At 75.9% G+C, this 21,269-nt stretch carries 2 protein-coding genes (1 of these 2 cut by a window edge); both read right to left on the reverse strand.

Going from position 1 to position 21,269, the window contains the following annotated elements:
* Positions 1-12,015, reverse strand: coding sequence for a type I polyketide synthase (locus ACTMS9_RS16840; protein ID WP_441165402.1), 12,015 nt, complete (start codon positions 12,013-12,015; stop codon positions 1-3).
* Positions 12,012-21,269, reverse strand: partial view of an SDR family NAD(P)-dependent oxidoreductase gene (locus ACTMS9_RS16845; protein WP_441165403.1) — the 3' portion only. It continues 6,654 nt past the right edge of the window; only the last 9,258 of its 15,912 coding nucleotides appear in the window; the start codon falls outside the window, past its right edge — the gene reads right to left on this strand; the stop codon is at positions 12,012-12,014. Before ACTMS9_RS16845 ends, ACTMS9_RS16840 begins: the two co-directional genes overlap by 4 nt.

Here is a 21,269-nt window from a genome sequence, read left to right on the forward strand (position 1 = left end):
TCAGCCCCTAGGGGCGAGCGTCCCGAGCCACTCCTCGACGACCTCCGCGGCGGCCGCCGCCCGGTCCTCGATCATGGTGAAGTGGGTGGCCGCGACGGTGCGGTACTCGTGCGTCGGCTCCCAGGGCCGGGCCTGCCAGGAGCCGTCGTCCGCCGCGTCGGGCCGGAACGGCTCGGCCGCGCCGACGAAGAGCACCGGCGCCTCGACCGGGTCCAGCCGGAACCGGGGCACCAGGTCGAAGTAGCGGTTCATCCCCGACAGGGCGGCGCTGTTGAGCATCCCGAAACGGGCGTCGGCCTGGACCAGCCCGACGGTGAGCTGCTCCATCAGCCGGGACTGGTCCCGGTCGTCGGTGTCGACCCGGTAGGTGTCCATCAGCACCACCCCGGCGGGGCGCACCCCCAGGCTCCGTTCCAGGTGCCCGGCGGTGGCGTAGGCGAGCGTCCCGCCCGAGGAGTAGCCGATGAGGACGAACGGGCGCCCGGCGGCGGCCCGGACGACGCTCTCGGCGAGCACGTCGACCACCGCGTCCACCGAGTCGGGCAGCCGCTCCCCCGCGACGAAGCCCGGGTTGGTCAGCGACACCATCGGACGCCGGCCCCGGAACGCGGCGGCCAGCCGGGCGTGCTGGTGCGGGCCGCCGGTGGCCATCGGGGTGCTGATCCCGATGAGCACGGGCGACCCCGGGCCGTCGGCCATGGTGACGCCCGGTGGCACCGCCCCGAAGTCGGCGGCGGAGGTGAACCGGGGTCGCAGGTCGGCCACCGCCCGCAGCAGGTTGAAGCCCTTGAGCACCTCGTTGCCCAGCACCGCCGCCCGGAACAGCCCGGCCAGGGTGTCCGGCTCGCCGGCCGGCTCCGGTGCGGGCGCGCCACCGGCGGCCGGGGCCAGCTCGGCGCGCAGGTGCCGGGCCAGCGCGGCCGGGTTCTTGTTGTCGAACACCGCCATCGGGGCCAGCCGCAGCCCGGTCGCCGCGTTGAGCCGGTTGCGCAGCTCCACCGCGGCGAGGGAGTCGAAACCCAGTTCGAGGAAGTCCCGCTCCGGGTCGACCGCTTCGGGGCCGTCGTGGCCGAGCACGGCGGCGGCGTGGCCGCGTACCAGCTCGGTGACCTGGCGCTCCTGTTCGGCCGGGGACTGCCCGGCGAGCCGGCGGGCGAACCATTCCGGGTCCACGGCGGCCGCGGCGCTGCGCCGGCGTACCCGGGGCAGCAGGCCACGCAGCAGCGCGGGCGGCTCGTCGGCGCGGGCGCGCAGCGCCGCCACGTCGACCTTCACCGGCACCAGCGTGGCGCGGGGACTGCGCAGCGCGGTGTCGAGGGCGGCCAGCCCCTCCGGCACGGTCAGCGCGGGAAGGCCCTGCCGGGCCATCCGTTGCAGGTCCGCCTCGGTGAGCCAGGCGCCCAGGCCGACGTCGGTGCCCCAGAGCCCGTAGGCGACCGAGGTGGCGGGCAGGCCGGCCGCCACCCGGTGCTGCGCGAGCGCGTCGAGGAAGACGTTCGCGGTGGCGTACCCGCCCTGCCCGGCGGCGAGCACCAGCCCGCCGGCCGAGGAGAAGAGCACGAACGCGGCCAGGCCGGCGTCGCGGGTCAGCTCGTGCAGGTGCCAGGCGGCGTCCACCTTCGGGCGCAGCACCCCGTCGATCCGCTCCGGGGTCAGCGAGCCCACCACCCCGTCGTCCACCACCGCCGCCGCGTGCACCACCGCGGTCAGCGGACGCCGGTCGGGCACGCCGGCGAGCAGCGCCGCGAGCTGGTCGCGGTCGCCCACGTCGCAGGCCACCACGTCGGCGGTGGCGCCGAGCGCGGCCAGGTCGGCGCGGAGCTCGTCCACCCCGGGCGCCACCGGCCCGCGCCGACTGGTCAGCAGCAGGTGCCTGATCCCGTACGCCCCGGCGAGGTGCCGGGCCACCAGGGCGCCCAGCCCACCGGTGCCACCGGTGATCAGCACGGTGCCGTCGGGGTCCAGCCCGGCCGGGGTGTCGGCCGGGGCGTACGGCTCGCGGACCAGGCGGGGCACCAGGACACGGCCGGAGCGGATCATCAGTTCCGGCTCGTCGGTGGCCAGGGCGGGCCCGAAGGCGTCCCGGGAGGCGGCGGTCCGGTCGGTGTCGAGCAGCACGAAGCGGCCGGGGTTCTCCGCCTGGGCGGCCCGGAGCAGGCCCCAGATCGGCGCCTGGGTCAGCGCCACGTCCGCCCCGTCGGCGCCGACCGCGCCCTCGGTGAGCAGGACCAGCCGGGCGGCGGTGAAGCGGGGGTCGGCGAGCCAGCCCTGGACGAGGTCCAGGACCTCGTATACGCAGCCGCGGACACCGGCCAGGACGTCGATGTCGGTGTTCGGCCCGCTCCGGTCGGAGCGCCCGGCGGTGTTGGGTGTGGTCTCCGGGCGGGGGACCCGGAAGAGCACCACGTCGGGCGCCGAGAGGCCGGCGTCCACGGCGGCGCCGAGCGCGGCGAGGTCCGGGTAGCAGTGAAGGCTGCCGTCCCCACCGGGCGCGGCGAGATCCAGGTCGTTCGGCGGGCCGCCGTCCCCGTCGTGCACGGCGAGATCCCCGTCGTTCGCCGGGCCGCCGTTCCGGCCGAGCGCCGGCAGATCCCGGTCGTTCGCCGGGCCGCCGTTGATGCCCAGCGCGGCGAAATCCCCGTCGTTCGCCAGGCCGACGGCCCGGCCGAGAGCGTCAAGGTCCGGGGCGGTCGCCGGAACGGCGTCGATGCCGGAAGCGGCAGGGGCCGGGGCGTTCGCCGGACCGGGGTCGGCGCCGGGCGTGGCGCGGTGCGGGCCCGGCTGGCCGATAACGGCCCATCCGGTGCCGGTGGTGGCGGTCGGCAGCTCGGCGGCGGGGGTCCAGGCGAGCCGGTACAGGCCGTCCTGCCGGCCCGGCGCGGCGGTCCGGAGCTGCGCCGCGTCGACCTCCCGCAGGGCGAGGGAGCCGACGGCGGCGACCGGCGCGCCGGAGAGGTCGGCCAGGTCGAGCGAGACCTCGCGGGGCCCGGTCGGGCGGATCGCGACCCGCAGCCCCCGGGCGCCGGTGGCGTGCGGGGTGACGGCGTTCCAGGAGAACGGCAGCATGGTGCCGCCCTGGTCGTCGGCGTCGCCGTCGGCGAGCCCGAGCACGTGCAGCGCGGCGTCGAGCAGGGCCGGGTGCAGCACGAACTGCTCGGCCTCGGCGTGCGCGGCGTCCGGCAGGCTGATCTCGGCGTACAGCTCGTCGCCGCGCTGCCAGGCGGCGCGCAGCCCCTGGAAGGTGGGTCCGTAGCCGTAGCCGCGCTCGGCCATCCGCTCGTACGCGTCGCCGGTCGGCAGCGGGGTCGCGCCCGGCGGTGGCCAGGCGGTCAGGTCCACAGCGGGCGCCGTGCCGCCAGCGCCGATCCGGCCGTCGGCGTGCCGGGTCCACGGGTCCGCCTCGCCGGTACGGGAGTGGACGGTGACGGAACGGGAGCCGCCTTCGTCGGGTGGGCCGACCGCGACCTGGAGGGTGACCGCCGTGTTCTCGGGCAGTATCAGCGGGGCGTGCAGGATCAGCTCCTCGACCACCGGCGCGTCGGTCCGCTCGCCGGCGGCGACCGCCAGCTCGACGAAGCCGGTGCCGGGGAAGAGGACGGTGTCGCCGACCGCGTGGTCGGCGAGCCAGGGCTGGGTGTCGACGGAGAGCCGGCCGGTGAACAGCACGCCGTCCGTGTCGGCGAGGGTGACCGACGCGCCGAGCAGCGGATGCTCGGTCGCGGCGAGACCGGCCGGGGTGGCCCCCTCGCCACCGGGCCGTTCCGGACGCCAGTAGCGCTGCCGCTGGAACGGGTAGGTGGGCAGGTCGACGCGGGTGCCGGTGAGTAGTGCGGTCCAGTCGACGGTGGTGCCGGTGACGTGCAGCCTGGCCAGGGCGGTGAGGGCCTGCCGGTGTTCGTCGTGTCCCCGCCGCAGGCTGGGGATGACGGTGACGTCGTCGGTGAGGATGCCCTCGATCATCGGAGTGAGCGCGCCGTCCGGACCGAGTTCCAGGAACGCGGTCGCTCCCGCCTGATGCAGAGTGGTGATGCCGTCGGCGAAACGGACCGCCTCGCGGACGTGCCGGACCCAGTAGTCGGGGTCGGTCAGCTCCCTGCTGGCCAGGGCGCCGGTCAGATTGGACACGACCGGGAGTTGCGGCTCGGTGTAGGTGAGGCTCGCCGCGACGGCCCGGAACTCGTCGAGCATCGGGTCCATCAGCCCGCTGTGGAACGCGTGGCTGACCCGCAGGCGGGTGGTCTTCCGCCCCAGGGTGGTGAAGTGCTCGGCCATGTGCAGCACGGCCGCTTCGGGGCCGGAGATGACCACGGACCGGGGGCCGTTGACGGCCGCGATGTCCACACTGCCAGCCGCTGCCAGACCGCCACCATCACCCGTGCCCGTGCCCGTGCCCGTGCCGCTGCCCATGCCGTTGGCCGCGACCTGGCCGACGCCGTCCTCGGTGCCGTTGGCGTTGGCGTTGGCGTTGGCGGCTGAGTCGTTTACGACATCAGCTCCAAAGGAGCCGACCACCACACCCGGACCCGCCAGCGCCGCCCGCACCTCCTCCTCCGACGCCTGCACCGCCACCATCGCCCCACCAGCCGGCAACGCCTGCATCAACCGCCCACGAGCCGCCACCAGACGCGCCGCATCCGACAGCGACAACACCCCGGCCACATGCGCGGCAGCAAGCTCACCAATCGAATGCCCGGCCACGAAATCCGGCCGCACACCCCACGACTCCACCAGCCGGAACAGGGCGACCTCGACCGCGAACAGACCGGCCTGCGCATAACCCGTCCGCCGGATCAGCTCCTCGTCATCACCCCAGACCACCTCACGCAACGGCCGATCCAGGTGCGCGTCCAACTCCGCCACCACCGCGTCGAACGCAGCGGCGAACACCGGGAAGGCTGCGTGCAGCGAGCGACCCATCCCGAGGCGCTGCGCGCCCTGACCGGTGAACAGCACCGCCAGTCGACCGGCCCGGGCCGTCCCCGACAGCATGGGTGCGGCCGTCCCGCCGTCGGCGAGGGTGGCCAGCCCGGCGAGGAGTTCGTCGCGGTCGGCGCCCAGCACGGCGGCCCGCTGTTCCAGGGCGGCGCGGCCGGTCGCCAGCGAGTACGCCACGTCCGGCAGCCGCAGCTCCGGCCGGCCCGACAGGTGCCGGTGCAGCCGGGCGGCCTGGGCCCGCAGCGCCACCTCGGAGCGGGCGGAGAGCAGCCAGGGCAGCGGCCTCTGCGTCCCGCTTTCCGGCTCCGCGGGGGCGGTCGGGGGCGGTGGGGCCTGTTCGAGGATGACGTGGGCGTTGGTGCCGGAGAGCCCGAACGACGAGATGCCGGCCCGGCGCGGGTGCCCGTTCGCCGACCACTCGCGGGGCCGGGTCAGCAGCTCGACCGCCCCGGCGGACCAGTCCACCTGCGGCGAGCGCTCCTTGGCGTGCAGCGTCGGCGGCAGCAGGCCGTGCCGCATCGCCAGGACCATCTTGATCACGCCGGCGACACCGGCGGCGGCCTGGGTGTGCCCCAGGTTCGACTTGATCGACCCCAACCACAGCGGCCGGTCGGCGGGCCGGTCCTGACCGTACGTGGCCAGCAGCGCCTGCGCCTCGATCGGGTCACCAAGCGTGGTGCCGGTGCCGTGCGCCTCCACCACGTCCACCTCGGCGGCCGGCACACCGGCCGACGCCAGGGCGGCCCGGATCACCCGCTGCTGCGAGGGGCCGTTCGGCGCGAAGAAGCCGTTCGACGCGCCGTCCTGGTTGACGGCCGAGCCCCGTACCACGGCCAGCACCGGGTGGCCGAGCCGCTGGGCGTCGGACAGGCGCTCGACCAGCAGGAAGCCGGCGCCCTCGGCCCAACCGGTGCCGTCGGCGCCCGCCCCGAAGGAGCGGCACCGGCCGTCCGGGGAGAGGCCGCGCTGCCGGGAGAACTCGATCAGGATCTCGGGGGTGGCCATCACGGTCACGCCGCCGGCGAGCGCCAGCGAGCACTCCCCCGACCGCAGCGCCTGCACCGCCAGGTGCAACGCGACCAGCGACGACGAGCAGGCGGTGTCCACCGCCACCGCCGGGCCCTCCAGGCCCAGCACGTACGACACCCTGCCAGCCGCCGCACTGCCGCCCGCGGAGCTGCCGTACCCGTAGTCGTGGTACATCAGGCCGGCGAAGACGCCGGTGGGGCTGCCCTTGAGCGTGCCCGGATCGATCCCGGCCCGCTCGAACGCCTCCCAGGCGCACTCCAGCAGCAGCCGCTGCTGCGGGTCGACCGCGTACGCCTCGTTGGGGCTGATGCCGAAGAAGCCGGCGTCGAAGTCGGCGGCGTCGGGCAGGAACCCGCCGGCCCGGGCGTAGCAGCGGCCGGGGCGGCCCGGCTCGGGGTGGTACAGGTCGTCGGCCCAGCCCCGGTCGGTGGGCAGCGGCGCGATCGCGTCCACCCCGTCGGCGACCAACCGCCACAGCTCCTCCGGCGAGCCGACCCCGCCGGGGAAGCGGCAGCTCATCCCGACGATGGCGATCGGCTCGTCCACCGGGCGCGGCCCGGCCTGGGCGGGGGCGTCGGCGGAGACCCCGCCGAGCAGCGAGTCGAGGTACGCGGCGACGGCGTCGGCGGTCGGGTAGTCGAAGATCAGCGTGGCGGGCAGCCGCAGGTCGGTCGCCGCGCCGAGCGCGTTGCGCAGTTCCACCGCCGACAGCGAGTCGAAGCCCAGCTCGGAGAAGGCGCGGTCCGGCTCCACCGCCTCGGCGGAGTCGTACCCGAGGACGGCGGCGACCTGGGCGCGGACCAGGTCCCGCAGGGCGCGGAGCCGGTCGGGCCCGGACAGGCCGGCGAACCGCCCGGCGGCGGCCGGGGTGTCGGTGGCCCGGCGCAACCGCCGGGGCGCCCGGACCAGGGCGCGCAGCAGCGCGGGAATGCCGGCGTCGGTGCGCACGGCGGCCGGGTCGATCCGCAGCGGGACGAGGGTGACCGGCCGGTCCCGCAGTGCGGTGTCGAACGCGGCCAGCCCGTCTGCCTCGGTGAGCGCAGGGAAGCCCTGTCGGGCCATCCGTTCCAGGTCGGCGTCGCTGAGCACGGCACCCAGCCCCGCGTCGGTGCCCCACAGCCCGTACGCCAGCGAGGTCGCCGGCAGCCCTCGCGCGGCCCGGTGCTCGGCGAGCGCGTCGAGGAAGACGTTCGCCGCCGCGTAGCCGGCCTGGCCGGCAGCGAGCACCAGCCCGCCCGCGGAGGAGAAAAGCACGAACGCGGACAGGTCCGCCTCGCGGGTCAGCTCGTGCAGGTGCCAGGCACCGTCCACCTTGGGCGCGAGGGCGGCCGCGAGCCGTTCCGGGGTGAGCGTGGCGGCCACGCCGTTGTCGGCGACCCCGGCGGCGTGCACCACGATCCGCAGCGGGTGGGCGGCGGGGATGTCGGCCAGCACGGCGGCCAGGGTCTCCCGGTCGGCGGCGTCGCAGGCCGCCACCCGTACCGTCGCGCCGAGCGCGGTCAGGTCGCTGACCAGCGCGTCCACGCCGGGGGCGGCGGGCCCGCGCCGGCTGGTGAGCACCAGGTGGCGGACGCCGTGCGCGCTGACCAGGTGCCGCGCCACGAGCGCGCCGAGCCCGCCGGTGCCCCCGGTGACCAGCGCCGTGCCGTCGCTCGGGCCGCCGGCCGCCTGGTCGTCGCCGATCGCACGGTGGTCGCGCGTGCCGAGGTCCGTCGCGGCGCGGTCGCGCGTGCCAGCGTCGACGGCGGTGCTGCCGAGCGTCGTAGCGGGTGCGGTGGCGTCGGTGGCGGCACCGCTGGGCGTCGCGGAGTCGGATACCGGGACGAGCCGGGGCACGAACAGGCGTCCGGCGCGCAGCGCCAGCTCCGGCTCCCCCGCCGCGAGGGCCGCCGGCAGCGCGGCCGAGGATTCCGGCCGGCCGTCGGTGTCGGCGAGGACGAACCGCTCCGGGTTCTCCGCCTGCGCCGCCCGGACCAGGCCCCAGACCGGCGCCTGGTCCAGCGCCACCCGGTCGTCGGGGCCGGTGACCACGGCCTCCCGAGTGAGCAGCACCAGCCGGGAGTCGGCGAACCGGTCGTCGGCCAGCCAGGCCCGCACGGTCGCCAGCGCCGCCCCGGTCACCTCCCGGACCGCCGCCGGCACGTCGCCGTCGCCGGCGGCGAGCGGCAGCAGCACCACCTCCGGTACGGCGTCCGCCGCGCCGACCGCGTCCAGATCCCCGTACGACGGCACCCCCGGCACCGCGACGGCGTCGCCGACCACCGCCCAGCGGGACAAGTCCGGCGCCCCGTCCGGGGTGGCCGCCGGCTGCCACCGCACCCGGTGCAGCACCTGGTCGCGGCCGGCCCGGACGCCGTCGAGTTGCGCGGCGGAGACCGGCCGGGAGACCAGCGACCCGACGGTGAGCACCGGCTGCCCGGACGGGTCGGCGACGGTGAGGGTGACGCTGTCCGGCCCGGCGGGCGCCATCCGCAGCCGCAGCGCGGTGGCGCCGACGGCGTGCCGGGAGACGCCGTTCCAGGCGAACGGCAGCAGCGTCGCCCCGGAGCCGTCGTGGTCCTGGAGCAGGGAGGCGTGCATGGCGGCGTCGAGCAGGGCCGGGTGCAGGCCGAACCGGGCGGCGTCCGGGTGCGCCTCGTCGGGCAGGGCCACCTCGGCGTACAGCTCCTCGCCGCGTTCCCAGGCGGCCCGCAGCCCCTGGAACGTCGGCCCGTACGCGTACCCCCGCCCGCGCAACCGCTCATACGCGCCCTCGGTGGCCAGCGGGGTCGCGCCCGGCGGCGGCCAGGCGGTCAGGTCGACGGACGGCGCGGCGGCGTCGGCGGCGAGCAGCCCGTCGGCGTGCAGTGTCCAGCGGCCGCCGGTGGCCCGGGAGTAGACGCCGACGGTACGTCGCCCGGCGCTGTCGGGGTCGCCGACGACCACCTGCACCATGACGTCGCCGCGTTCGGGCAGCACCAGCGGCGCGGTGAGGGTCAGCTCGTCGAGCCGGTGGCAGCCGGCCTCCTCGCCGGCGCGCAGGGCGAGTTCGACCAGGCCGGTGCCGGGCAGCAGCACGGTGCCGAGCACGTCGTGGTCGGCGAGCCAGGGCTGGGCCTGCCGGGACAACCGGCCGGTGAGGACGAGGCCGTCGGCGTGGGCGGTGGCCACGGCGGCCCGCAGCAGCGGGTGGTCGACGGGGGTCAGGCCGAGCGCGGCCGGGTCGTCGCCGAGCGCGCCGGCCAGCCAGGACTCGGTGAGGTAGTCGAGGGTGTGCAGCCAGTACGGCTGCCGCTGGAACGGGTAGGTGGGCAGCTCGACGGTGCGGGTGGTCTGCGGGAGCAGCGTGGTCCAGTCGACGGTGGTGCCGGTGACGTGCAGCTTCGCCAGGGCGGTGAGGGCTTGCCGCTGTTCGTCGTGTCCTCGCCGCAGGCTGGGGATGACGGTGACGTCGTCGGTGAGGATGCCCTCGATCATCGGGGTGAGGGCGGCGTCCGGGCCGAGTTCCAGGAACGTGGTCGTGCCTGCCTGATGCAGGGTGGTGATGCCGTCGGCGAAACGCACGGCCTCGCGGACGTGCCGGACCCAGTAGTCCGGGTCGGTCAGCTCGGTGGTGGCGAGGGCGCCGGTCAGGTTGGACACGACCGGGAGTTGCGGCTCGGTGTAGGTCAGCTCCGCGGCGACGGCCCGGAACTCGTCGAGCATCGGGTCCATCAACCCGCTGTGGAACGCGTGGCTGACCCGCAGCCGGGTGGTCTTGCGACCTTGCTTGGTGAAGTGCTCGGCCAGGTGCAGCACGGCGGCTTCGGTGCCGGAGATGACTACCGAACGGGGGCCGTTGACGGCCGCGATGTCCACAGCGGCGGCGCCTGCGGCCCGACTGTTGCCGGCGCCAATGCCGAAGCCGTTGGCCGCAACCGAAACAGTGCCGCTGCCGGTGCCGTTGGAGTCTGAGTCGTTTGCGTCATCAGCTCCAAAGGATCCGACCACCACACCCGGACCCGCCAGCGCCGCCCGCACCTCCTCCTCCGACGCCCGCACCGCCACCATCGCCCCACCAGCCGGCAACGCCTGCATCAACCGCCCACGAGCCGCCACCAGCTTTGCGGCATCGGTCAGCGACAACACCCCCGCGACGTGCGCGGCAGCCAACTCACCGATCGAGTGTCCGGCCACGAAATCAGCCCGCACACCCCACGACTCCACCAGCCGGAACAGGGCCACCTCAACGGCGAACAACCCCGCCTGCGCATAACCCGTCCGCCGGATCAGCTCCTCGTCATCACCCCAGACCACCTCACGCAACGGCCGGTCCAGATGCGCGTCCAACTCCGCCACCACCGCGTCGAACGCAGCGGCGAACACCGGGAAGGCCACGTGCAGCGAGCGACCCATCCCGAGGCGCTGCGCGCCCTGACCGGTGAACAGCACCGCCAGCCGACCGGCCCGGGTCACGCCGGCGACGGCGTTGGGCGCGCGCTCCCCCGCCGCCACCGCCGCCAGTCCGACGGACAGCTCGGCCGGGTCCGCGCCCAGCACCACCGCCCGGTGGCCGAACGTCGCCCGACCGGTGACCAAGGTTCGGGCCACGGCGCCCAGATCCACCGGCGACAACTCTCCGGCGACCGGGGCGAAGCGGTCCGCAAGTTCCTGTAGCGCCGGGTCGGACTTCGCCGACAGCACCCAGGGCACCAGCGACGACGGCACGCCGGCGTCCGGCTGCGGGGCGGCCTCCGGGGCCTGTTCGACGATGACGTGGGCGTTGGTGCCGGAGAGGCCGAACGACGAGATGCCCGCCCGGCGCGGATGCCCCTCCGCCGGCCACTCGCATGCCTCGGTCAGCAGCTCGACCGCGCCGGACGACCAGTCCACCTGGGGCGAGCGTTCCTCGGCGTGCAGGGTCCGGGGCATCAGCCCGTGCCGCATCGCCTGCACCATCTTGATGACGGCGGCCACGCCGGCGGCCGCCTGGGTGTGCCCGAGGTTCGACTTGATCGACCCGAGCCGGAGCGGACGGTCGGCGGGCCGGTCCTGCCCGTACGTGGCGAGCAGCGCCTGCGCCTCGATCGGGTCGCCGAGGGTGGTGCCGGTGCCGTGCGCCTCCACGACGTCCACCTCGGCGGCCGGGACGCCGGCGGAGGCGAGGGCGGCGCGGATCACCCGCTGCTGGGCGGGGCCGTTCGGGGCGAAGAAGCCGTTCGACGCGCCGTCCTGGTTGACGGCCGTGCCGCGAACCACGGCGAGCACCGGATGGCCGAGGCGTTGGGCGTCCGAGAGGCGTTCCACCAGCAGGAAGCCGGCGCCCTCGCCCCAGCCGGTGCCGTCGGCGCCCGCCCCGAACGACTTGCACCGGCCGTCCGGGGCCAGCCCCCGCTGCCGGCTGAACTCGACGAAGGCCTCCGGCGTCGCCATCACCGCCGCGCCACCGGCGAGCGCCAGGGTGCACTCCCCCGAGCGCAGCGCCTGCACCGCCAGGTGCAACGCGACCAGCGACGACGAGCAGGCGGTGTCCACGGTGACCGCCGGCCCCTCCAGCCCCAGCGCGTACGCCACCCGGCCGGAGGCGACCGAGCCGGTGGCGTGGCTGCTGGCGTAGTCGTGGTACATCAACCCGGCGAACACCCCGGTACGGCTGCCGCGCAGCGTGCCGGGGTCGATGCCGGCCCGCTCGAACGCCTCCCAGGCGCACTCCAGCAGCAGCCGCTGCTGCGGGTCCATGATGGTCGCCTCGTTGGGGCTGATCCCGAAGAACGCCGGGTCGAAGGCGGCGGCGTCGGTGAGGAACCCGCCCTGCCGGACGTAGCTGGTGTGCGGCCGCTCGCCGGTCGGGTCGTACAGCTCGTCGACGTTCCAGCCCCGGTCGGCGGGGAAGTCGCCGATCGCGTCGACCCCGTCGGCGACCAGCCGCCACAGCTGCTCCGGCGTGCTCACCCCGCCGGGGAAGCGGCAGCTCATCCCGATGATCGCGACCGGCTCGTGGGCGGCCGCGGTGAGCCGCCGGTTCTGCGCGCGCAGCCGCTCGGTCTCCTTGAGCGAGCTGCGCAGCGCGGCGACGAGCTTGTCGTCGGTCATCGAGGGTCTCCCGTCATGAGGTCGTCGAGGTCCTGGTCGCCCAGCGCCATGCTGATCAGGTCGTCGGCGTCCATCTCGTCGATCGAGCGGCCGGCCTCGTCGTCCGCCGTGGCCGTGTCCGGCGTGGGGGCGAGCCCACCGAGTTCGAGCAGCCGGTCCAGCAGTCCGGCCTCCCGCAGCCGGCTGAGCGGGATGCCCTGGAGGACCTCCCGCACCCTGTCCTCGGGCAGCCCGTCGGCCGGCGCCGGGGCCAGCGCGGTGGCCAGTTCGGCGGCGAGGACCCGCGCGTTGGGGTGGTCGAAGACCAGGGTCGCGGGCAGGCGCAGGCCGGTGGCGGTGTTGAGCTGGTTGCGGAACTCCACCGCGCTCAGCGAGTCGAAGCCGAGTTCCTGGAAGGCCCGGTCCGGGTCGACGTCCTGCGGGCCGGCGTGCCCGAGGATCGCCGCCGCCTGGGTGAGCACGACGTCGAGCAGCGCGGCGTCGCGCTCGTCGGCCGGCAGCGCGGCGAGCCGCCGGGTCAGCGCCGCGGTGTCCGGTCCGGCCCCGCCACCGGCGCGCGCCGGTCGCCGCACCAGGCCGCGGAAGAGCGGCGGCAGGTCGGGTACGCCGGCCAGCGCCGCCAGGTCCAGCGCCACCGGTACGACCACCGCCGCGTCGGTGGCGGCGGCCGCGTCCAGCAGTGCGAGCCCTTCGGCGGGCGCGAGCGGGCGGACGCCGGTCCGCTCGACGCGGGCGCGATCGCCGGCGGTGAGGTCGGCGGCCATTCCCGCGTCGCCGGCCCAGGCTCCCCAGGCGAGCGACTGGGCGGGCCGGCCGGCGGCCCGGCGGTGGGCGGCGAGCGCGTCCAGGCAGGCGTTGGCGGCGGCGTAGCTGCCCTGGCCCGGGTTGCCGACCACACCGGCGGCGGAGGAGAAGAGCACGAACGCGGTGAGCGGCAGGTCGGCGGTCAGCTCGTGCAGGTGCAGCGCCGCGTCCACCTTGGGGCGGAACACGACGTCGACGCGGTCCGGGGTGAGCGACCCGATCACCCCGTCGTCGAGCACACCGGCGGAGTGCACGACCCCGGTGAGCGGGTGCGCCGGGTCGAGCCCGGCCAGCAGGGCCGCCACCGCGTCCCGGTCGCCCATGTCGCAGGCGGCGAGCCGGACGTCCGCGCCCAGCGCGGTCAGCTCGGCGACGAGGTCGTCCGCCCCGGCCGCCGCGGCGCCCCGCCGGCTGGTGAGCAGCAGCCGGCGTACGCCGTGCGTGCTGACCAGGTGCCGGGCGACGAGCCGGCCGAGCAGGCCGGTCGCGCCGGTGACCAGCACCGTCCCCTCGGCGCCGAACACGCTGGCCGGCGGGGCGTCCGGGGTGGCCGCGAGCCGGGCGAGCCGGGCGACGTGGGCGACGCCGGCGCGGACGGCGACCTGCGGTTCCCCCGTGGCGACGGCCAGGGCGAGCGCCGCCGGGTCGTCCGGGTCGTCGAGGTCGGCCAGGACGATCCGGTCGGGCTGCTCGGACTGCGCGGAACGGACCAGCCCCCAGACGGCGGCACCGGCCAGGTCGGCGGCCTCCTCGTCGGCCACCGCGACCGCCCCCCGGGTGATCACCACCAGGCTGGACCGCGCGTACCGGTCGTCGGCGAGCCAGGTCTGGACCCGCTCCAGGGCCCGGTGGGTCGCCCGGTGCACGGCGGCGGCGTCCCGGCCGGGCTCCGACCGCAGCACCACCACCTCGGGTACGTCGTCGCGGACGTCCTCCCACGCCGCCCAACGCACCGGGGGTGCGGTCACCGGCGCGGCGGGCTGCCAGGTCAGCCGGTACAGCGGTTCCTGGCGGCCGGCGGCGAGCTGGGCGGCGGAGAGTTCCCGCAGGGTGAGCGACTCCACCGAGGCGACCGGCAGGCCGGCGGCGTCGGCGATGTCGAGGCGTACCCCGTCGCCGGCCGGGTTGACCCGGACCCGGACGGTGGTGGCGTCGGGCACCGCAACGGTGACACCGGCGAAGGCGAACGGCAGCCGGACCGGCCCGACCTGGCCGGCGTCGAGGCCGACCGCCTGGAGGCAGGCGTCGAGCAGGGCGGGGTGCATCCGGTACCCGTCGTCGGCGCCGTCCCCGGCTGGCAGGGCCACCTCGGCGTACACCTGCTCGCCGGCGGTCCAGGCGGCGCGCAGCCCCTGGAACGCCGGCCCGTACGCCAGTCCGGCGGCGGCCTGGGCGTCGTACCGCCCGGTGAGGTCGACCGGGACGGCGCCCGGCGGCGGCCACGCGGCCAGGTCGAACGACGGCGGCCGGGTAGCCGGGGCGACGGCGCCGGTGGCGTGCCGGGTCCACGGCTGGTCCGGTCCGCCGTCCCGGGAGTGGACGGTGACCGGCCGGCTGCCCGCCTCGTCGGCCGCGCCGAGCAGCACCTGGACGGTGACCCCGCCGCGTTCCGGTACGACCAGCGGCGCCTCGAGGACCAGTTCGGTGAGTGCGTCGCAGCCGACCTGCCCGCCCGCGCTGAGCGCCAGTTCCACAAGCCCGGTGCCCGGCAGGAGGATCGCGTCGCCCACCACGTGGTCGGCCAGCCAGGGCTGGCTGTGCACGGAGAGCCGTCCGGTGAGGACGGTGCTGTCCGAGCCGGCGAGGGTGACGGCAGCGCCGAGCAGCGGGTGGCGGGCGGCGTCGACCCCGACCGCGCCGAGGTCCCCGTCGGCGGTGCTGGTCCGCTGCCAGTACCGCTGCCGCTGGAACGGGTAGGTGGGCAGGTCGACCGTGCGGGCGGTCTGCGGGAGCAGCGCGGTCCAGTCGACGGTGGTGCCGGTGACGTGCAGCCTGGCCAGGGCGGTCAGGGCCTGCCGGTGTTCGTCGTGTCCCCGCCGCAGGGACGGCACGACGGTGACCTCGTCGGTGAGGATGCCCTCGATGAGCGGGGTGAGCGCGGCGTCCGGACCAAGTTCCAGGAACGTCGTGGCTCCCGCCTGGTGCAGGGTGGTGATGCCGTCGGCGAAGCGGACCGCCTCGCGGACGTGCCGGACCCAGTAGTCGGGGTCGGTCAGCTCGCTGCTGGCCAGGGCGCCGGTCAGGTTGGACACGACCGGGAGTTGCGGCTCGGTGTAGGTGAGGCTCGCCGCGACGGCCCGGAACTCGTCGAGCATCGGGTCCATCAGCCCGCTGTGGAACGCGTGGCTGACCCGCAGCCGGGTGGTCTTGCGACCCTGCGCGCTGAAGTGCTCGGCGACCGTGAGCACGGCAGCTTCGGGGCCGGAGATGACCACCGACCGGGGGCCGTTGACGGCGGCGATGTCCACACCAGCGCCTGCCGCCAGGCCGAGGCCGGTGCCGTTGGCGGCTGAGTCGTTTACGACATCAGCTCCAAAGGACCCGTCCACCACACCCGGACCTGCCAGCGCCGCCCGCACCTCCTCCTCCGACGCCTGCACCGCCACCATCGCCCCACCATCGGGCAACGCCTGCATCAACCGACCCCGCGCAGCGACCAACCTTGCGGCATCCGGCAGCGACAACACCCCGGCCACATGCGCCGCAGCCAACTCACCGATCGAATGCCCCGCCACGAGGTCCGGCCGCACACCCCACGACTCCACCAGCCGGAACAACGCCACCTCGACGGCGAACAACCCCGCCTGTGCATAGCCCGTCCGGCGGATCAGCTCCTCGTCATCACCCCAGACCACCTCACGCAACGGCCGGTCCAGATGCGCGTCCAACTCCGCCACCACCGCGTCGAACGCAGCGGCGAACACCGGGAACACACCGTGCAGCGAACGACCCATGCCCAGCCGCTGGGCGCCCTGACCGGTGAACAGCACCGCCAGCCGACCACCCGGCCGGGCCACGCCGGTGACCAGGCCGGGAGCGCCGGCGCCGGCGGTCAGGGCGGTCAGGCCGGCGGACAGCTCCGCCGGGTCCGCGCCGAGCACCACGGCCCGGTGGCCGAAGAGCGCCCGTCCGGTGGCGAGCGTCCGGCCCGCCGCCGGCACGTCTGCCGGGTCGATCCGGGCGGCGAGGTCGGCCAGCCGTCCGGCCAGGTCGCGTACGGCGGTGTCGGACCGCGCAGACACCAGCCAGGGCACCGGGCCGTCGACCGGTCGGGGCGTGGACGAGTCACCGCTGGCGGGCGGCTCCTCGATGATCACGTGGGCGTTGGTGCCGGAGAGCCCGAAGGAGGAGATGCCGGCCCGGCGCGGATGCCCGTTCGCCGGCCACTCGCGTGCCTCGGTCAGCAGCTCGACCGCGCCGGCGGACCAGTCGACCTGCGGCGAGCGCTCCTCGGCGTGCAGGGTGCGGGGCATCAGCCCGTGCCGCATCGCCAGGATCATCTTCATCACCCCGGCCACCCCGGCGGCGGCCTGGGTGTGGCCGACGTTCGACTTGACCGATCCCAACCAGAGCGGCCGGTCCCCCGGGCGGTCCTGGCCGTAGGTGGCCAGCAGCGCCTGGGCCTCGATCGGGTCGCCGAGGGTGGTGCCGGTGCCGTGCGCCTCGACCACGTCCACCTCGGCGGCCGGCACCCGGGCCGAGGCGAGCGCCGCGCGGATGACCCGTTGCTGGGCGGGGCCGTTCGGCGCGGTCAGGCCGTTCGACGCGCCGTCGGAGTTGATCGCCGAGCCGCGCACCACGGCGAGGACGGGGTGCCCGTGGCGGCGGGCGTCGGAGAGGCGTTCCACCAGCAGCAGGCCAGCGCCCTCGGAGAAGCCGGTGCCGTCGGCGCCCGCGCCGAAGGACTTGCACCGGCCGTCCGGGGAGAGCCCGCGCTGCCGGCTGAACTCGACGAAGGTGTCGGGGGTGGCCATCACGGTCACCCCGCCGGCGAGCGCGAGCGTGCACTCCCCGGACCGCAGGGCCTGGGCGGCCAGGTGCAGCGCCACCAGTGAGGACGAGCAGGCGGTGTCGACGGTGACCGCCGGCCCCTCCAGCCCGAAGGCGTACGCGACGCGACCGGAGGCGATCGAGCCGGTGTTCGTGTTGTCCTGGTAGTCGTGGTACATCACGCCGGCGAAGACGCCGGTGGGGCTGCCCTTCAGCGTGCCCGGGTCGATGCCGGCCCGCTCGAAGGTCTCCCAGGCGCACTCCAGCAGCAACCGCTGCTGCGGGTCCATCGCCACCGCCTCGTTCGGGCTGATGCCGAAGAAGCCGGCGTCGAACTCGGCGGCGTCGGCGAGGAAGCCGCCGGAACGGGAATAGGTTCGCCCCTCCGCGCCGCGCTCCGGATGGTAGATGCCGTCGACGTCCCAGCCCCGGTCGGCGGGGAACTCGCCGATCGCGTCCACGCCGTCGGCGACCAGCCGCCACAGCTGCTCCGGCGAGCCGACGCCGCCGGGGAAGCGGCAACTCATCGCGACGATGGCGATCGGCTCGTCGGCCGGCCGCGCCACCGGGGCGTCCGTGGTCGGGGCCGCCTCACCGGGGGTGAGCACCTCGTCGAGGTGCGCGGCCACGGCGAGCGCCGTGGGGTGGTCGAAGACCAGGGTGGCCGGCAGCCGCAGCCCGGTGACCGCGGTCAGCCGGTTGCGCAGTTCCACCGCCGTCAGCGAGTCGAAACCGAGGTCCTTGAACGCCTGGTCGGGCTGGACGGCGTCCACCGTGGCGTGGCCGAGCACGGCGGCGATCTCGACGCGTACCAGATCGAGGAGGGCCTCGCGACGCTCGGACCCGGACCGGCCGGCGAGCCGGCGGCGCAGGTCGTCACCGCCAGCCGGCGCGGTCGCGCCGGCTCGCGCGACCGGCCGGGCCGGCGGGACGAGGCCGCGCAGGGCGGCCGGGAGGGGTTGACTGGCGGCGACCGCGCGCAGGGCCGGCAGGTCGAGCCGGACCGGCACCCGCAGCGGCTCGACGGCGTCGAGCGCCGCGGTGAACAGGGCCAGCCCTTCGGTGCGGGTGAGCGGGGGGAAGCCGTTGCGACCCAGCCGGCGCAGCTCGGCGGCGGTCAGCCGCTCGCCCATCCCGTCGGCCGCCCACAGTCCCCAGGCCAGCGAGACGGCCGGCAGCCCGGCGGCGCGGCGGTGCGTGGCCAGGGCGTCGAGGAAAACGTTCGCGGCGGCGTAGCCGCTCTGACCGGGCGCGCCGAGCACCCCGGCCGCCGACGAGAAGAGTACGAACATCCGCAGGTCACGGGTGAGTTCGTGCAGGTGCCAGGCGGCGGTCGCCTTGGGGGCGAGGACGGCGTCGACCCGCTCGGGAGTGAGCGCGGCGAGAACGCCGTCGTCGAGCACGCCGGCGGCGTGCACCACCCCGGTCAGCGGGCGGGCGGCGGGCACGCTGGCCAGCAGCCGGGTCAGCGCGTCCCGGTCGGCCACGTCGCAGGCGGCGACGGTGACGTCGCCACCCAGGTCGGCCAGCTCCGCGACCAGGTCGCGGGCGCCGGGCGCGTCGATGCCGCGCCGGCTGGTCAGCAGCAGGTGCCGGACGCCCAACTCGGTGACGAGGTGCCGGGCGACCAGTGCGCCGAGACCGCCGGTGCCGCCGGTGACCAGGACGGTGCCGTGCTCGTGCGGCGCGGCCGGGGTCGCGGCCTCCGCCGCGCGGACCAGCCGCGGCACCCGGATCTCGCCGCCGCGCAGCGCCGCCTCCGGCTCGCCGCAGGCCAGCGCCGCGGGCAGGCGGCGACCCGATTCGACGGTACGGTCGACGTCCAGCAGCCCGAACCGGCCCGGATGCTCGGCCTCCGCCGCCCGGACCAGGCCCCACAGGGGCGCGGTGACGAGGTCCACCTCACCGTCGGCCACCGGTACGGCCGCCGTGGTGAGCAGCACCAGCCGGGCCGCGCCGAAGCGGGCGTCGGCGATCCAGTCCTGGGTCAGCCGCAACGTCCACGCCACCGCCGCGCGCAGTCGCGCCGGCACGTCGTCGCCGGTGAACGCCGGCACGGTGACCAGCACCCGGTCGGGCAGCGGGGCGCCCCCGTCGACGGCATCGGCGAGCGCGGCGAGGTCGGGGTGGGCCGGCAGCTCCGCCGCGCCCGCCGGTGGCGTACCGACCAGCACGACCGACCCGGTCCCGGCCGGTGGGGCGGGCGTGGTCAGCGGCACCCAGTCGAGCCGGTACATCGCCTCGGGTCGGGTGCCGGGGTCGAGCTGCTCGGCGCTGACCGCGCGGTAGTCCAGCGAGTCGACGGTGAGCACCGGCTGCCCGGCCGCGTCGGCCACCCTGACGGTGGCGCTGCGCGGGCCGCGGCGGGTGATGCGTACCCGCAGCGCGGTCGCACCGGCGGCGTGCAGGGACACCCCGCTCCAGGAGAACGGCAGCAACGCGTCCCCGGTCGACGGGTCAGCGGCGTCGCGGTCGGCGGCGTCGAGCAGGGCGGCGTGCAGGCCGGCGTCGAGCAGGGCGGGGTGCAGGCCGAAGCGGGCCGCGTCCGGGTGGGCCGGCTCGGGGAGCACGACCTCGGCGTACACCTCGTCGCCGTGCCGCCAGGCCGCCCGCAGGCCCTGGAACGTCGGCCCGTACGCGTAGCCGTCGGCGAGCAGCCGCTGGTAGCCGTCGTCAACGGGCAGCGGGCTCGCTCCGGCCGGCGGCCAGGCGTCCAGCGGCGCGGCCGGTGCGGGTACGGACGCCGATAGCAGCCCGGTGGCGTGCGTCGTCCAGGCGGTGTCCTCGGCGTCGTCGCCGGAGTAGATGGCGACGGTACGGTTGCCCGCCTCGTCCGCCCCGCCGACGACCACCCGCAGCACGACCGCCGCGTGGTCGGGCAGCGGCAGCGGCGCCTGGAGGGTCAGCTCGACCAGGTGGGGGCAGCCGACCCGGTCACCGGCGTGCACGGCCAGGTCGACGAGGGCGGAGCCGGGCAGCAGCACCGTCCCGGCGACGGCGTGGTCGGCGAGCCACGAATGGGTGGCGAGCGAGACCCGTCCGGTCAGCACCACCTCGCCGGAGTCCGGTACGACCAGCTCGGCGCCGAGCAGCGGGTGGCGCAGCGCGGCGAGGCCGGCGGCGACGACCTCGCCGTCGCCCGCCCCGGCCCAGGCGTCGGCCCAGTACTCCCGGGCGTCGGCCCAGTAGCGCTGCCGCTGGAAGGGGTAGGTGGGCAGCTCGACGCGATTGCCGGTGAGCAGTGCGGTCCAGTCGACGGTGGTGCCGGTGACGTGCAGCCTGGCCAGGGCGGTGAGGGCCTGCCGCTGTTCGTCGTGACCCCGCCGCAGGCTGGGCACGACGGTGACGTCGCCGGTGAGGATGCCCTCGATCATCGGAGTGAGCGCGGCGTCCGGACCGAGTTCCAGGAACGTGCTCGCGCCGGCGGCGTGCAGGGCGGTGATGCCGTCGGCGAAGCGCACCGCCTCGCGCACGTGGCGGACCCAGTAGTCGGGGTCGGTCAGCTCGGAGGTGGCGAGGGCGCCGGTCAGGTTCGAGACCAGCGGGAGCTGCGGCTCGGCGTAGGTGAGGCTCGCCGCGACGACCCGGAACTCGTCGAGCATCGGGTCCATCAGCCCGCTGTGGAAGGCGTGGCTGACCCGCAGCCGGGTGGTCTTCCGGCCCAGGTTGGTGAAGTGTTCGGCGACCGCGAGCACGGCGGCTTCGGGGCCGGAGATGACCACGGACCGGGGGCCGTTGACGGCCGCGATGTCCACACCACCAGCCGCCACGTGACCGCCACCATTGCCGGTGCCCGCACCGCTGCCGTTGCCGTTGCCGTTGGCGGCTGAGTCGTTTACGACATCAGCTCCAAAGGAGCCGACCACCACACCCGGACCCGCCAGCGCCGCCCGCACCTCCTCCTCCGACGCCCGCACCGCCACCATCGCCCCACCAGCCGGCAACGCCTGCATCAACCGCCCACGAGCCGCCACCAGACGCGCCGCATCCGACAGCGACAACACCCCGGCCACATGCGCGGCAGCCAACTCACCGATCGAGTGCCCGGCCACGAAATCGGCCCGCACACCCCACGACTCCACCAGCCGGAACAGGGCGACCTCGACCGCGAACAGACCGGCCTGCGCGTAGCCCGTCCGCCGGATCAGCTCCTCATCGTCACCCCAGATCACCTCACGCAGCGGCCGGTCCAGGTGCGCGTCCAGTTCGGCCACCACCGCGTCGAACGCAGCGGCGAACACCGGGAACACCGCGTACAGCTCACGACCCATGCCCAGGCGCTGCGCGCCCTGACCGGTGAACAGCACCGCCAACCGGCCACCCGATCGGGCCACGCCGGACACGAGCGTCGGGTCGGGCGTGCCGGCCGCGAGGGCGTCGAGGCCGCGCCGCAGCTCGGTCCGGTCGACGCCGAGGACGACGGCCCGCCGTTCCCATCGGGCCCGTCCGGTGGCGAGGGT

Source organism: Micromonospora sp. L31 (assembly GCF_052068075.1).
Taxonomy (GTDB): Bacteria; Actinomycetota; Actinomycetes; order Mycobacteriales; family Micromonosporaceae; genus Micromonospora; species Micromonospora purpureochromogenes.

Coding starts and splice junctions, on each gene's coding strand:
- ACTMS9_RS16840 (WP_441165402.1), bottom strand. CDS start 12,015: ATGACCGACGACAAGCTCGTCGCCGCGCTGCGCAGCTCGCTCAAGGAG.